The following is a 16,326-nucleotide window of genomic DNA, read 5'->3' on the forward strand; positions in this document are numbered from 1 at the left end:
ATCAAGGGCAGAAATCTGTTAAAAAGCAGCGCTTATGCACACCTCTATTCAAGAATTTCTGTTATACTTGAGGCGTTGTAAATTTAATTGAAATCAATGACGAGAAAGGGCCTGAGTCAGTTTTCCATTGGGATGTCAGCTCTTTTGCTGTTGGCAATTTTCCTTGCTGCCGGGTCCGTTCTCGCCGTCCCGCCGGATTCACCGTACGCGCCGGGAGAGACACTTGATCCCGCGTGTGCTCCTGGGGAACCGAATTGCACGGTGAGCACAATTTCCCCCTGGGGAAGCATTACGGGCACGCTTTCCAACCAAACTGATTTGCAGTCCGCGCTGGACGCGAAGGCATCGACCACCGCGAATATTTCCGGCTTCACCAACGACATCGGTTATCAAACCGCCGCAAATGTTTCCACGTACGTCACGGGGCTTCCCATTTCAACATTCACAAACGATGCCGGCTTCATCACCAATTCTTCTTTGAGCGGGTATGTTCCGTACACGGGCGCCACGGGGAATGTCAATTTGGGCGCAAACAATCTCACAACGTCTGGCACGCTCTCCGCCGCTAATCTTTCCGGCGTCAACACCGGAGACCTCACCTTGAGTGACGTAACGGGTCTTTCTCTTTCCGGACAAGTGCTTTCCGTTACCTCTGGCTATGCCATTCCGCTTACCGCTTCGACCACGAACTGGAACAGCTTCTTAGACACGCCGTCCACCCGTATCAGCGCGGGTACTGGCCTTTCATGGAGCGGGAATACGCTCAATGCTACAGGCGGTGCCGGCTCCGTCACCTCCGTTGACGCCTCCGGCGGCGCGACCGGCCTTTCCTTCAGCGGCGGCCCGATCACTACATCCGGCACGTTGACGCTTTCAGGCATTCTTGGTGTGGGAAGCGGAGGCACGGGAACTTCCACCGCTCCGTCATTCGGTCAGGTTCTCCTCGGCAACAATTCGGGAGGGTATGATTTGGTGGCCACTTCTTCCCTCGGATTTAGCGGTGGTCCCATTTTCGCTGACAGCCCTCTCACCGGAGACGGCACATCAGGAAATCACTTAACGATCCCCGGTCTTTTCATCAATGTTCCGAATAATGTCTATGGAATCGGGGATTCTGCGAATACGTTGGTTGGAAATACCGGAACTGATGTCAATGCACTCGGACCATTGGCCGCCCAAAGCAACATCGGCAACGATGTCAACGCTTTCGGAGGAAATGCCGCATACCAAAACATCGGGGCGAATGTAAACGCTTTGGGAAACAACGCCGGGAACGGCAATACTTCCGGCGACGTCAACGCCTTTGGTTCTTCTGCAGGTCAAGGCAACTCTGGCACCTCTCTCAATGCTTTGGGAAGCGGAGCAGGTCAAGGAAACTCCGGAGGAAACGTCAATGCTTTCGGTTCTGCTGCGGCAAACGGAAACACAGCAAACAATTTGAACGCTTTTGGAAGTGGGGCAGGCCTTTCCAACACAGGGACAGATGTAAACGCTTTCGGACAGTCTGCTGGATTCTCAAACACCGGTACCAATTCTAACTTCATGGGAAATCTGGCGGGCATAGGTAATTCTGGAAACAATGTCAATGCTTTCGGAAATGGAGCTCTTAACAGCAACACCGGCAATGACATCGTTGCCATAGGCAACGGAGCGGGAAGTTTCAACACCTACAACAACCTGGCTTTGTTTGGAATTGGCGCCACCGCATCTTCGAGCAATCAGGCACAGTTGGGAACAGACTCAAACCCTCTCGATACCTATATCCACGGCAACCTCTCTTTCACTGGAGGCTTGTATGACAGTGCTTCTTCACTGGGAACTTCCGGCTATGTCCTTTCCTCTACCGGTTCGCAGGTGCAGTGGGTGGCGACCTCAACTCTCGGACTTGGAGGCTCGAGCGGGACGGTGAGTTCTGTAGATGCTTCCGGCGGTACAACAGGACTCACTTTCTCTGGTGGTCCTATTACCACTTCAGGCACACTGACGCTTGGCGGGGTTCTGGGAACGGCAAATGGCGGGACGGGAACATCAACCACAGCGAACAACAGCATTTTTGTTACCAATGGTTCCGGCACACCATCATGGCGCACGACGCTCCCTGCCTTCACCCTCGGCGGAACAGTCACCGGCAACTCCCAAAATCTCACCGGCCTCAATCAACTCACGGTGACCGGCGCTACTGCCACCTCCACGTTCTCGACCGGAGGCTTCACCATCGGCGGCAATCAGTTTGTGGTGCAGCAGACTTCGGGAAACATCGGCATCGGCACTTCGGTTCCGGGATCGAGATTTCATGTTCTGTCCTCTTTCGGAAATTCATCCAATTCTATTTTCACCACAAATGATTTTGTCAGCGGTTCTACGGGAAGTGACTTATCAATTAGTTTTGGAGCAACCAGTGGCAATACATCTTCTGTCTTAACCGCCGCAACTGCAGGGGGCAGTTTATTTGGCGCAATGGAATTCGATGCAAGCAAGTTTGCATTCATGAACGGCAACGTCGGCGTCGGCACCACTACTCCAGCGACGAAGCTCCACATCCTCGGCACCACCGAACAGCTCCGCCTCGGCTACGACGCGTCCGACTATGCTTCCTTCACGGTCGGCTCTGACGGCGCGTTTTCTATCACTCCAACAAATAGCGCCACTACTACCGTCACCAACGCGCTCGTAGCGTCAAACCTCTCTGGCACGAACACGGGAAATGTCACTCTGACAGGAGAAAATTATCTTTCGCTTTCCGGCCAGCAGATTACGGCGAGCGCAATCAATTTGAGCGGCTCGAACGTGACCGGCACATTGGCGGTCAACAAAGGCGGCACCGGAACCACCACCTTCGGCGGCGCCAACACCCTTCTTTATACCACCGCCGCCGATGCGCTTTCCTCCATCGCCACCGGCAACAACGGCGTGCTCATCACGTCCTCTGGCGGTGTACCCTCAATTTCTTCAACCCTTCCCGCTGCCGTGCAGGGCAACATCACCTCGCTTGGCACGCTCACAAGCGGCGTGTGGAACGGTTCGGCAATCGGCCCGACCTATGGCGGCACGGGCCTCACCTCCTACGCAACCGGCGATCTCATCTATGCTTCAGGGTCGAATACGCTTGCAAATCGGATAATCGGAAATGCCGGTGACGTTCTTTCGGTTTCGGGCGGAGTGCCGACATGGATGGCGACCTCGACGCTCGGTATTATCTCGTCACAATGGATCACCAATGGCCCGGATATTTATTTCAACACCGGCAACGCCGGGATCGGCATTGCGTCTCCCTCCGCCAAGCTTGATATTCTAGGCGCCACCGAACAGCTTCGCCTGCGCTACGATACGAGCGACTATTCATCACTCACTGTTGATTCAGGCGGAGGCTTGACCATTTCCGGTTCTGGCGCAAACAGCGGGAAATTATCTGCCGGAATATTTGCCGCCACCTCAAGCACAACCCCTTCAACCTTCAACGATGTTACGCTCGGAAGCCAGGTGGAAGGCGATGCCCCGGTTCAATTCGGCATTGATGGGAACGCCTGGACCATCGGCTATTTATCGGCGGACAAGTCATTCAGGATTGCGTCGTCAACAACACTCACGAGCAATGTCGCCCTTGCGGTTTTGAAAGGCGGATTGGTCGGGATTGGGACGGTCGCCCCCACTCAAACGCTCACGGTGCAGGGCGGAGTATGTGTTACGGCAGGCAACGCCTGCCCTTCGGAAGTCTCCGGCAAGATCGTGGCCCAGGGACTCATCGTCCAGAGCGCTTTTGACCTTGCGGAAAATTATCCGACGGCCGACGAGACGCTTTCCGCCGGGGAAATCGTTTCTCTCGATCCCGCAAACCCCGGATTTATCTTGCGGGCGGAACAATCAACGATGACGCCGCTTCTCGGAATTGTCTCGACAGCTCCCGGTCTTACCCTGGGAGATTCGGCAAAGAGCAAGCCTATCGCGCTCTCCGGCCGCGTGCCCGTTAAGGTCAATCTCGAAGGCGGCGCTATCGCCGTCGGGGACAGGATCGCGCTCTCGTCCGTCCCCGGCGTCGGCAAAAAGGCCGCTCTGGCGGAAGAGTCGGTCGGCATTGCCCTGAGCGCGCTTTCTTCGCCGAATGGCACTGTCGTGGTCTTTGTCCAAAGCCGTGAGGCTGCTTCTCCGTCAATTTCTTCGCCGGGCGCTGAGACGGTTTCCTCGCTATTCTCGACACTCGCTCAACCTGTCGCGGCTGCTTTTAGATCTCTCGGCGTTGCGCTAACCGACACGGTCACTTATTTCAAAAATCTTGTGGTCGAAAAGATTACCGCGCTCACCGGAGTGTTCGAAAGCGTGGATACGTATAATGCTCATATTAAAAATGATCTTGAGGTTGGCGGGAATGTTCAGGCCGGCGGGAATGTTTCGATTGACGGCGGGCTGCAACTCAAAGACGAGGCCACGGGCGAAACCTATTGCGTAAAAATCCGCAACGGCGACTGGAACAAAGAGAAAGGACTTTGTACGGCGGCAACCTCAACGCCTGTCCTTGCGACACCGCTGGTTGAAGCCCAAACCCCAACTCCATCTCCATCCCCGGCTCCTTCTTCTGGTGTGGGAGCGGAAGCGCCGGCACCGGCTGTTTCTCCGGAGGCAACCTCCACGCCAGATGCTTCCCCGGCTCCTTCCGCAACTTCTTCGCCGACGCCCTCCGCTTCACCTGCTTCAGATATTTCTCCAAGCCCGACTCCTTCTCCAACGAGTCCCGAACCAAGTCCTGAAATAACTTCATCGCCCGCGCCGGAAGCCACGACAACTCCTTCGCCTGAAGTGGCGCCGCCACCCGATGAACCGGCCGCGACACCAACTCCCGCGCAAGACAGCGCTCCAACTTCGGATGAACCTCCCGCAACGCCATAATCCGTTTCTTTTGCCATCGTCATGCCCAGAGCGATTATCGCTTCTTAAAAACAACCCATGAAAAAACTACTGCTCACACTATCTCTTGTTTCTTTCATCTTTCTTTTCAGCCCGCGGCTGGCTTTTGCCGCCACCAAATACTGGTCCGGCACCGGCACATGGAACGCCGCCAATACCAACTGGGGCACCAGTCCGGGCGGTCCTTACAACGCCGCAACTTTCAATACCGGCGACGATGCCGTATTTGAAGGAAGCGCCGGTACTGTAACCGTATCTGCGCCGAATCATCCCAATTCCATAACGTTCAACAAGACTGGATACACATTAAACAGCGGCACGCTGACTCTCGATGGCCCCTCAATCGCCGTAAGCTCCGGCGCCGCCACCATCAATTCAAGCATTGCCGGCTCCGCCGGCCTTGCCAAGAGCGGTGGCGGAACGCTCACGCTATCCGGCAACAACTCCTTTACCGGCGGCTTGACCGTGAAGTCGGGCACACTCGAGGGCACGGGGAGCGTGAATGCCTTTGGCGGCTCTGGAACCGGCGCCATCACCCTCGGTGATTCCAGCGGCAGCGCCAACGCCACGCTGAGCGGCGGCGCCGGTCCATTTGCCAATCCGATCTCCGTGGCCTCCGGCAACACGGGCGCCGCCACCATCATCAGAAACGGTGTCGGCGGCAATAGCACTTTCAGCGGCGCGGTCACGCTCAACTCGCATAACCTCGTCCTCAATCCCGGCGGCAATGCGCTCAGCATGAGCGGCGGCTTCACGGGCGCCGGAAATCTTGCATTCAATTCCTCGTTCAACTCGATCACTATTCAAACCGGCAGCGTCAACAACACGGGCACGATCACGCAATCTGGCGCCGGCGCGGTGACGGTGAGCGGCGGTGTCGGCGCCAACGTCACGGACATTATTCAAAACGGCACGGCGTCTCTCACCATCAGCACGACGGCGCTCACCGTCAATAGCGGCGGCACTACCTTGACCAACACCAGCAGTAACGGATCTCTATTGACCGTCTCCGGCGGCGTGAACGGCACGGGCAACCTCATTATCAAGAACAATACCGGCACGGCCAACGCTGTCACGCTCTCGACAAATAGCGTCAACAACACCGGCGCGGTCACCAACTCCGGCGCCGGCAGCGGCGGCGCCACCATCAGCGCGGTTGTTGGCGTCAACGTCACTGGAGTGGTTCAAAACAGCGCCAGCTCAAGTTTGACACTCAGCGGCGCCAACACGTACACCGGCCCGACAACGGTCAGCGCCGGCACGCTTCAAGCGGGCGTGGCCTCGGTGGCAAACGTCAGCGGCGCATTTGGCAAAAACTCTACTGTGACGATGGCGAACGTTGCGGGCGCCGCCTTGAATATCACCGGCTTCAATACACAGATCGGCTCTCTCACCGGCGGCGGAGCGGCGGGCGGCAACGTGACGCTCGGATCCGCGACGCTGACGGTTGGCGGAGACAACACCAGTCCGGCGGCGTACGCGGGCGTGCTCTCCGGCGCGGGCGGCCTGACCAAGATTGGCGCCGGAACGTTGACGCTGACGGGGATAAATACCTATGCCGGCGCGACGACCATTGCCGCGGGAACATTGAACGCAAATTCCACCTCGGCGCTCGGCAGCGGCGGCGCGGCCAACACGCTCATCTTCAGCGGCGGCGCCTTGCAAGCCTCCGGCGCCATTACTTCACCGGGCACCCGGACACTGACGCTGACCAGCACCGGCCTCATTGACACCAACGGCCAGAGCGTGAGCATTGCCGGAGTCATGAGCGGCGCGGGCGGTCTTACCAAATCCGGCGCGGGCACGCTCACCCTCTCCGCCGCCAATACCTTCACGGGCAAAACCAGCATTACCGGCGGCGCCCTGAGCGTTACCAACAATGGCAATCTCGGCGCAACCCCTGGTTCTGTCACTCCAGACAGCATCACGCTTAACGGCGGCACTCTTCAATTCACGGGCGGCACGACCGGCCAAACTGCCACGCTCGCCACCAACCGCGGCATCACGCTCGGCAGCCTGGGCGGAACCCTCAAAATCACGTACACGGTAGCGAGCGGCTCTTTCAACGCGCTGACGGACACTCCCTCATTCGTTTACTCGGGCATTATCGCCGGCACAAGCGGCGGTAACCTGGCCATCCAGGGCGGCGCTGGCACGAATAACGGATCCAATCCGTACCTCTTTAAGTTTAATGGCGCTTCCACCTACAATGGCAACACTACCATTGATAACGCTACTCTGACCTATTTCAATTCCGGGTCGGCGGGCGACAATCGCCTGCCTGCGAGCACAGTCCTTACTATTATCAATAATGGGGCGTTCAATATTTGCGGTCAGGCTTCCGGCACAAGGACCCAGACTCTCGCGGGTCTCATCGGTGACTCGACGGCTAAAGTCGGCGGCACGAACCAGGTAAATCCCGCTGTGCTGGCGCTCAATCCCTCTGCTTCCAGTTTCACCTGGAGCGGCGTTATTGGTGTCACCACCGTAGTCGACAAGACCGGCATAAACAGCTTGCAATCGGTGGTTAAATCCGGCGCAGGCACGGAGATTTTTGCCGGTCAAAATACGTACGCGGGCGCGACGAACGTGAATGCCGGAGTGCTTCGGGCGGGCGTGGCTTCGGTGGCAAACGTCAGCGGCGCGTTTGGCAATAATTCAGCCGTGACCCTGGCAAATGCCGCGAGCGCCGTTTTGGACCTTGCGGACTTCAATACGCAGATTGGGTCTTTGACCGGCGGCGGCGGAACGGGCGGTAACGTGACGCTCGGATCCGCGACCCTCACGGTTGGCGGCGACAACACCAGCCCGGCGGCGTACGCGGGCGTGCTCTCCGGCGCAGGTTCTCTGGCCAAGATCGGAACAGGCGCTTTTTCAATCTCGAACACTGTCACTCTCGGCGGCGATTTTACGATTTCCGCCGGAACCGTCTCGGCTAATAGCTCTATGATGAACGTAGCTGGCAACTGGAGCAACTCGGGAACATTTTCTGCCGGAACGAGTATGGTCACCCTTAATGGAGCGGGCGCGCAGACAATGAGCGGGGCCAACACTTTTTACGGATTGGCGATCACTGGCGGCGGCCGGACCGTCTCTTTTCAAAGCGGCGCGGCTCAGTCAATCGCGGCAAACGGCTCGCTGGCCCTGAGCGGCTCTGCCGGCCACCTGCTCACGCTCGCTCCGTTGACTCCCGCTTCCGAGTGGCAGCTTCACCTTGATGCCGCCGCCGCTCAAGCTGTTTCGTATGTTTCAGTTTCGTATTCAAATGCGGGCGGTTTTGCCGAGGTGAATGCCGCCAACGGGACAAACAGCGATGGCGGCAATACCACAAACTGGAATTTCGGCGCAATCATCAATCATGCGGCGCGGCTGAAGATTTGGAATGCCTCCCTGCGAATATCAGGCGGTTCCCGCTTGCGCATCACACGCTAAATTCCCTCACACATAGCTGCTTTGTCTTGGCGGATTGCTCGTCCGCAAGCTGTGGCGGCGCGATAAAAGATAAAGCCCTTCTTTTTCAAAGAAGGGCTTGTGAAAGAACAAAAATACCAGTGAACGGTTGCTATTTTTCTTGTGCCGAAGGCTGAGACTGACCGGGGGTGTTGATGGTTTCCAGTTTGGCGGGTTGCGACAACGTGAGTTTCCCGGCCTCCGCCAAAAGCAAGTTGACGGCATCGCACGTTCGCTTCAACACGTCCAGGCACGCCTGCATCGGCGCGATGTCCGCTGCTTCGGCATAGCGCTCAATATATTTGAAGCAGCCTCCGCGGTCGGATTCCTGCTCGAAGCCCAAAGCTTCAAGCAGGACCGCGCCGCCCAATTCGGCAACGGTCTCCGAGCGCCAGTGCTGGCCGCGTTCGATAAGGTGGCCGAGGCGGTCATCGGCGGCATGAATGAGCTCATGCGCCCATGTGGATAGATTTTTCACCCCAAGGGCGATCTGCTGGCCGCGAACGTACTTGCCCAGCGCCCCGCCCTCCTTCCCATTAAACGCTTCCACATTCAAACCCCATGCGCGGGCTACGTCGAGGAGCGGCAGAGAATTGATCCACTGTAACACTTCGGGGTCTGCGGGCGGGATTGCCGCCCCCTCCGTGACTTCGATGGCGAACACTGGCGCGGTTCTCACACCGAAGAGAACCGGCACTTCCTTTTCCTCGCCGGTTTCTTCATCCTTGACCTTGACGGCTTTGGTCATGGGCACGAGGATATCGAACGATTTTGCGCCTTTCTTCACCGTGCGTTCAACCGCGTTCCACTGCCTCATGCCGCGAGCATCGTTCGTATTGTTGAGGGCGCAGAGCAACTGATTGCCCCACGACCATGAGCGGCAGGGCACACAGTCTTTCCGGCGCACGAAGATGGGAGCGATGGCTTTGGCGACATCGCCCCGCATGAATGCGTCCAGTATCTTTTGGGCGGTCTCTTCCGCCCGTCCGTAGTATTTCACGGACACCTCCTTTCTATTGGGTGTTAAGTGTGTTGGGAAGAAAATGACCCCGGCGGGGTCATTGAACTGCAATAGAAAAGAACTGAGTCAATAATCCTCAGGCAGGAGCACCGTCGTATACATGCGGTTCCACTCGGTGATGACATAGAACTTCGTGCGCTTCATCGAATGGTAAATCGAGACGATCCGCTCGCCGTTTACGAGCGCCCGTTTGTTGGCGCTGCGGTCCTCAGCATCCAGATCGCCCCAGTCTCCATAAGCATGGCGGCTGATGGCACGCAGGACTTCTTCCGGTGACAGCACGGCGTTTGCGGCGGCGGTGATGACGACTTGTCCGAGTTCAAGCGGCTCCGGCTGGGAAGCCGCACGATGTTGTTTGGCTACTGGCATGCGACCTCCTTTCGATGTGATGCCGCTCACTGCAAGAGTTCAAGAATTTCGGTGGGGGAAAGCTGGTCGGGCTGCGGCCGTTCCGGCTTTAAGGCGACCGTCTGGACAAAAACCTTCGATGCCAGCTTAACGAGCGCCTGCTCCTGGCCGGCTTGCCCGACTTTGCCGGCGTCGAGCATGAAGATAACTCTGCCATTCTTGCCAACCACCTGGGCAATCAAAGCGGCTTGCACGTCCGAAAGAAACCAGCCGGTGATGGCTACTACTCTGTGAATGCCGGCTTGCCATACTGTGAAGCATCCGAAATATCCTTCGACCACGACCAGCGGCGCACCCGGTTCCGCCTTGGCTGCGCGGTGCAGATTGAAGACTTCCACGTTCTTCCTGAATCCTTTGGGGAGCTTGTACTTCGGTGTGTCGTCCGACGGCGTGCCAGGAAAGCGTCCGGCATAACCGACAAGCTCGCCACCGATATTGTGAATCGGAATGACGATCCGCCCGGTCATGGTGCCTTTCTCACAGAAGCCGAGGCCAAACGTTTCAACGGTCTCTTTCGTGAGTCCGCGTTCTTGCAAATACGGATGCGCCGTGTTGAGATTCTTCAATGCAAATCCGAGCGGCTTGTTGGGCGCGTCGGATTCTTCCTGCTGCTTTGGTGTCTCCGCTGGCGGACTTGTTGGCTCCGGCTTTTCGACCGGCGGGCATGCTGGCTTCTGTGGTTCTGACGTGGCCGGTGCCTTCGGCGTATTCTCCGCGGGCTTTTTCCCCTTGGATGAATCGACCGAAAACCACTTCTGAATCAAGAGCGCGGCATTACGGATGTTCACGTTCTCTTTCTTTGCCACGAAATCCAGAATGTTGCCGCCTGCTTGGCATTCCCCGAAACAGTTGTAGCAGTTCTTCGCTACGCTCACTCGAAACTGCGTCGGGTTGTGTCCGCCATGCAGCGGACACGGGCCGTTCAACGTATCGCCGGTTCGCTTGAGGCTCGCCGTGATGCCGTAATGATCCAAAATCTGCAGGATCGTCACGGACTGCTTGACCTGCTTGAAATCGACAAACTCTCCCTTGCCTTTTGGCATGACTGTTCTCCTTTCTGTTGTGGGCTATTCGAATGGAAGTAAGAGCTGCACGGGCCAATTAGGAAATTCTATGAACTCCTTGCCGCGTGCAACTCGCCAGAACTGACCTAACGGCATTCTGAAGGTGCGCTCGATGATTTCTGCCGTGGCGCCGTGGTCCCGGATGAACTCGCTCTTGCTGTTGCGCATAGCGAGCGCCACAAGCGTCCGATGCTTCTTCAGTTTCTCTTTAAGGTACGCGCGTTGTTCCACGCGCCGGTTATATGGACTGGTACGACGATACAGGTAGAGGATGCGCTCGTGATCGCATGGCGTCTCAACATCAAGCGGACTCAAACCAATACAGCGCCCGAACGAATTCTTCGTTCCACTGCATGACACGCAGGTTCCCAGGTCAGAGACAGAAGCCGCGTGCTCAAATTCCAATGCGATTGGAGTATGCCTGTAGATTTCCGTGACAGTCATTAACCGCCGTTCGATTGCCCGCTGCACGTCTGCGTTGGAAAACGCCGCTGCAATGCACTTTCGGGCCAGAGCGACTGTATTTTCGATTGCACTCCGTTCGCTCTGTGCAAACCAGCTTGGAGCGGAATAGAAGAGCAACTGCTTGGCGAGCGCGGGAACGTTGTTTTCAGCATATCCATTTCGTTCAAGCGCGCTCTTTATCATGCGAATGCGCAGCAATGCGCAGCGATAGCGGGCCAGGGTAATGAGCCGCTTGGCGCGCTCATGCTCCTCTCTTTCCTTGCGTGACTTCATGCAATCCCTCCTTTGAATGCGGCGGTTGTCACGCGCCTTTTGCCGAAACTGAATTGTCAAATGAACTGAACTGAAAAAAGGGTAACATTGAAATCGTTTTTAATGTCAATGTTGGCACGCAATGCACAACAACTATTGAATAATGTCCAGGAGCGTGGTGCTTTCCGATGCGCCATTGAGCAGTGGGGCGGTCAAAGTATTCTCCGAATTTAGAAACGATGTATCGGCAAAGAGGAAAAGCCGTGAGCCTTTGCCCTGGCTGAATTGCCGGTTCGCTTCGAGCAAGGTCTTGATGCGCGCCTGGCTTGTAGTCACGATCAAGACGCAAAAGCGCCTGATGTTGAAGTGGCGTTCGTGCAGCCCTTGTTTCCACGATTCCTGATACGCAAGCATTTTGCGAAAGAGGGAAGTTCGTTCAAAGCCTTCGCGCGCGACGGGCATCGTGGCCCGGTCGGCTTCCAAAAAGAAATATGCAGGGTTGTTTTGGTCCTGAAAGTGAAGTCCGAAAACCTTGTCCGGGTGGACGCCAAGCGACAGCGGAACGCCGTTGTAACTGCACCGCACATTCCATTTGAACGGGTTGTGCCTATGTTTTGTTTCTTCGGGACATTGGGCAAGAATTTCTTCACTGTCGATGATCCGTACATTGGCGCGCTTGCTTCCCGTTTCCAATTTCAGCATTACTTCGGCAACCAGGAGCGTATGCTGCAAGAAAGGCCGCTTCGCCGAGTGGTTTTTGGCCTGCCAGTCGATCTTGCGGCGGGGGATTGAGAAGCGCGCGGACAGAACATCCGCGCCACGGTTTCCAAGAGCGTAGACCATTGTCTGATTGCCGTTCTGCCTATAGTAGTCGATCTGCGCGCGCGGGCGGTCAAGGAAGCGGGCGTGATAGAGAAGCTGAAGGCGGCGCAAAATGTTCCGCGGACTGCCGCCGCAAAGCGCGGCGATTTGGTCGGAGCGTAGAAAGCGGTGCTTGTAGACCTGCTTGATAATTTCCATGTCTCGCTCCGTAATATGAAAGGCGGGCGCTTCATGGGATCGCTCGAAACGCGGCCTGCGCGAAGATGCTTCAGTCATGGCGGAGGAATTATACAAGCAAAAACAGCATGGCTATCTTCTCGCCGGTTACTTCATACCATTTTTGCTCCAGCGCTCGATTTTATCTTCAATCACTGCCCGTGGCATGGCGTAGCGCTCCCGCGAACGCCGAATCATGTTTTCCTTTTTGCCGTAGCGCGTGCCGGACGGGGGATAGGTCGTGGCGAGAAATGGCTCGCCGTGAACTCCGCCGTCAAGGATCTTCATGTACGTGTCATAGTTGTTCAAATCCATAAACTGAGTTGAGCGGAACGCGTTGCCGAATTCTTTTTCCAAAATCTCGGCGTCAGTGCTTCCAACCCGGAAAGAAATGATGCTGCCGACATTGCCAAGAATCGCCGTGCGGACTTCATTGGTAAGCTGGTCCATGTACTGGTGACTGAGCGTCAAACAGAGCCGGTATTTGCGGGCCTCGGCAAGAATAGCCGCGAAACTATCCGTGGTGAAGTTGTGGTATACCCATTCTTTAATCTGGCATGTTTTGGAGATGGGACAATAGAAATTCGTGCAGGATGTGAAGGCGATGCAAAGCTTATCAACAGGAGTCGAACTTGTTGTCAGGCTTTGCATTGGAAATAAGGAGCTCCGCTTGTTTGTAATTACAATTTGATGTCACAGAACGTGATCTCATACGTTGTAATAATTATAAAGTGTGGTAATATAATAAATACTATGATAATCAACTGGACACATTTGATTGAGAAATATAAGGGAATGTGGGTAGCTCTCAAGGATGACGAGACCTCTGTCGTCGCCAGCGGCAAGACCGCAAAAGAGGCATTCCAAGCTGCTCTCAAAAAGGGCTATTCTCACCCGCTCCTTACTCGCGTACCGGACAAACTGACCGCGTTTGTCGGTGCTCTCTAGTACCTGCTCTAAAATGAAATTCTCGTACAAGAAGTTGGCGACGGGACACGTTCGCCCGATTATTCAGGTAGAGGTAAGTCATAACGGAGGGCAAGCAATCAACTACTTTGCGCTTATAGATTCTGGCGCTGATATTTGTATCTTTCACGCAGAAATCGCCGAATTGATTGGAATCGAAGATATTACAACTGGAAGAAAAGGAACTGTTGGAGGCATTACGCAAGGCGAACAGCAGGACTACTGGATACATCCGGTCAGCATCAATGTCGGCGGCTGGAAATATGATCTGGAAGTGGCCTTCATGCCGACACTGTCACGGTTGGGGTATGGTGTCTTTGGTCAGAAAGGATTTTTCGATTCGTTTGCGATAAAATTTCGAAAAGTGAAGGGGGAGATTGAACTGGTTGACGAAACACAAAAGACAAAGGAGTAAGCCTCGGGTTTATCGGCTTAAATCAAGACACACTGTTCCGGGACAGAATCCGGAGAAATGCGTCTTTCCTTTTCACTCGGAATGATATTACACGCTTGATAGTAGAGAGAATCTTGATATTTCCCGAAGATTGTTTCGTAACGAGTATCCTATCACAAATACTGTTGCAATGAAAATAGGTAATGCGGTATAATTCTCCTTGTAGGAGTGTTATGGTGAACAGTCATTAGTAAGAGAAAAACCGATATTGTAAAAGTAAAAACTCTCGTTTTGAATCGGGGTATCAGGATAAAACCTTATACTCCTACAAGTTGAGGCGCATTCTTTCTACGAAATGAGTGTTCCTTGATACTCCGATTCAGGATAAGAGTTTTTTATTTTGGGTGGATTTAAATAGCTCTAGCTAATTCAGCAAGCTCCAAAATAAAGCTCAAAAAAATAACAATGAAAACTTTCATTGTCGGCGGATGTATAGCACTTGAGTGCTGTATTGATGCCCGAGGCCAGAGAATTTGCTGGCCACTGGGGAAGAAACAGAAAACGCCCCCACCTATTAAGGTTAAGAGCGTTTTCATTCAAACGTCAGTGAAAGCTTAAGCTTTCAACGCATTACATCTTTAGCGGGATGTAATGTGTTTTTATTATACCCTTCGGTACGGGCAGATACCATATCAAAAAAGTGGATAGAAAGTCAAACCTTTTCCTTCTTTATCCATACATAAACCCGTATACCACGAATCCAAATCCAGACTAAAATACATAACAACGCGACAAGAAACCACCAGATTTGCGCGGGGGTATCTGGACTACTTATTACAAGCCAAAGAAGACCAAGAAAAAATAACAGAATGAAGGTAAATGCAATTATACTCTTTCCTTTTCTGCCTACTAACCAGAATAACATATTTGAATCATAGTTCTTTCTGTGTTTTCAATCAAGTGGATAAATCAATTATGCCGTAAAGGGAGACGTGTGTGCTAATCCTCAAGAAATCCACAGGTTCAACAGATTTGCTAATCCACAGCTTTATCATTTCCGCCGAACCTCCCTTCAAAAGTGATAAACCTCGCTTCAGAAATGATAAACCTAATAAGAGAATTAAGTAGAGAATGAAGATGAGAAAGGAAATGAATTTGCAAACTTGGAAAGATTTGTTGGAGTCGCCCGCAGACGCCAGACATATTGACGAACGTGTCCTGCGATTGTGTGCTGTCACTTTGTCTCTTGCCAAAAACTAAGACCAAGTAAATAATTCCAGCAGAGATAAATGTTCGTTGAAAAAAGAATATTCGCTCGTCTGCAAAGGTCACAATAAGAATTGCGAATTTTGTAGACAAGCGAGCGGAGGTAATTCAAACAACGCGGGATTTGTGTTAATCTAAAGCAATGGCAATATCAGCATGGCACCACAATGAAGTCGGGTATACGCACTCTCTTATTTGGCATGTGCTTGAGATGGGGAAGTAAATTTTATGCAGAGATATATTTTTCTTTTATTTTTCGCTCTATCCGCTTGTATTTTCTTACCAAAGATTGTAAACGCGGATATGTTTCCTATGCCTCCAGGAACACAAACTGTTTATGTCACATATGGTCAGAAAGCCATTCCCGATCAGAAATTTCATGAGGAAGTATTACTTTGCGGTAATTTTAAACAGTCATACAACGAGAAATCGTATCAGATTTTATATTTTGCAAAGCCAATCCCCCAGTTATTGAATATCTCACAATTTGACTCTGCAAGGAAGTGCTCTTGGGAGCCTTATTATCCAATGAGACTTTGCTCAAATAGTAAATGTGGGATGGAAAGTTTCGGCTATCCTAGCGAATTCAAATTAGCTATTTTTATTCCCAGTCTTAATAAGGTCTTTATTACGAATGAAATCTTAAGGTCAAATTTCAATGCTGATTATAAGGCTGAATTATACACGGATGGCTCAGCTAAGCTTACTGATACAACATTCTTTTTCGAAAGAGATCAGGTATCGTCATTCACTCTGGCATTTCTTATAACGATAGCTTTGGAGTTACTGACCACGTGGTTGCTTATTTCCAGATGGCAGAAACCAAAAAAAATCCTCCTTATTGTTCTTTTCGCAAACATAATATCTTTACCTTTCGTCTGGTTTTTCTTTCCTTTACTAGCATCAATACTGGGTTTTATGAGTATACTAATCTCAGAAATTTTTGCAGTATTTTTTGAAGCATATTTTATCTATTTTGTCGGAAGAAAGACACTGACTCTAGGACAATCAATGAGGTTGAGCTTAATAAACAATCTTGTAAGCGTAATTATAGGTATGCCTATTTTTCTAATCCTGACTCTTTTTACTTATATTTTTTAGTT

11 protein-coding genes are annotated in these 16,326 nt (G+C 53.2%); 5 read left to right on the forward strand and 6 right to left on the reverse strand.

What is annotated here, in order from left to right; all coding sequences use genetic code 11:
* Positions 1-132: 132 nt before the first annotated feature.
* Together PHS53_00305 and PHS53_00310 are read left to right on the forward strand one after the other, a co-directional pair.
* Entirely contained in the window at positions 133-4,881 is a 4,749-nt protein-coding gene (locus tag PHS53_00305) for a hypothetical protein (GenBank protein MDD5356578.1), read from the forward strand.
* A gap of 57 nt (positions 4,882-4,938) precedes the next feature.
* Positions 4,939-8,331, forward strand: coding sequence for an autotransporter-associated beta strand repeat-containing protein (locus PHS53_00310; protein ID MDD5356579.1), 3,393 nt, complete (start codon positions 4,939-4,941; stop codon positions 8,329-8,331).
* 130 nt (positions 8,332-8,461) lie between these two features.
* Here PHS53_00310 and PHS53_00315 read toward each other — a convergent pair whose 3' ends face one another.
* From PHS53_00315 to PHS53_00340, 6 genes are all read right to left on the reverse strand, one after another.
* Positions 8,462-9,349, reverse strand: coding sequence for a hypothetical protein (locus PHS53_00315; GenBank protein MDD5356580.1), 888 nt, complete (start codon positions 9,347-9,349; stop codon positions 8,462-8,464).
* Positions 9,350-9,436: 87 nt separating this feature from the next.
* Positions 9,437-9,739: a hypothetical protein gene (locus tag PHS53_00320; protein MDD5356581.1), complete on the reverse strand. Its 303-nt coding sequence runs from the start codon at positions 9,737-9,739 to the stop codon at positions 9,437-9,439.
* Positions 9,740-9,765: 26 nt separating this feature from the next.
* Positions 9,766-10,821 carry a CHC2 zinc finger domain-containing protein gene (locus PHS53_00325; GenBank protein ID MDD5356582.1) on the reverse strand — a complete coding sequence of 352 codons (1,056 nt, stop codon included), beginning with the start codon at positions 10,819-10,821 and terminating at the stop codon, positions 9,766-9,768.
* A 24-nt stretch (positions 10,822-10,845) separates the two neighbouring features.
* Positions 10,846-11,580, reverse strand: a complete 735-nt coding sequence (locus PHS53_00330; GenBank protein MDD5356583.1) for a hypothetical protein — start codon at positions 11,578-11,580, stop codon at positions 10,846-10,848.
* Between the two features lie 132 nt (positions 11,581-11,712).
* Positions 11,713-12,657, reverse strand: coding sequence for a replication-relaxation family protein (locus tag PHS53_00335; GenBank protein MDD5356584.1), 945 nt, complete (start codon positions 12,655-12,657; stop codon positions 11,713-11,715).
* A gap of 48 nt (positions 12,658-12,705) precedes the next feature.
* Complete coding sequence (locus PHS53_00340; protein ID MDD5356585.1) at positions 12,706-13,248, reverse strand: hypothetical protein; 543 nt, start codon at positions 13,246-13,248, stop codon at positions 12,706-12,708.
* Between the two features lie 102 nt (positions 13,249-13,350).
* On the opposite strand from PHS53_00340, the gene PHS53_00345 reads away from it, so the two are divergent.
* The 3 genes from PHS53_00345 to PHS53_00355 all read left to right on the forward strand — a co-directional run bounded on the left by PHS53_00345 (position 13,351) and on the right by PHS53_00355 (position 16,324).
* Positions 13,351-13,545 (forward strand): DUF5678 domain-containing protein, encoded by a 195-nt coding sequence (locus PHS53_00345; protein ID MDD5356586.1) that lies wholly within the window; start codon positions 13,351-13,353, stop codon positions 13,543-13,545.
* Between the two features lie 13 nt (positions 13,546-13,558).
* Positions 13,559-13,978 carry a hypothetical protein gene (locus PHS53_00350; GenBank protein ID MDD5356587.1) on the forward strand — a complete coding sequence of 140 codons (420 nt, stop codon included), beginning with the start codon at positions 13,559-13,561 and terminating at the stop codon, positions 13,976-13,978.
* Positions 13,979-15,535: 1,557 nt separating this feature from the next.
* Positions 15,536-16,324 (forward strand): hypothetical protein, encoded by a 789-nt coding sequence (locus PHS53_00355; protein MDD5356588.1) that lies wholly within the window; start codon positions 15,536-15,538, stop codon positions 16,322-16,324.
* The last annotated feature ends 2 nt before the right edge of the window (positions 16,325-16,326 follow it).

This window comes from Candidatus Paceibacterota bacterium (genome assembly GCA_028714635.1).
GTDB lineage: Bacteria > Patescibacteriota > Minisyncoccia > Phycocordibacterales > JAQTLZ01 > JAQTLZ01.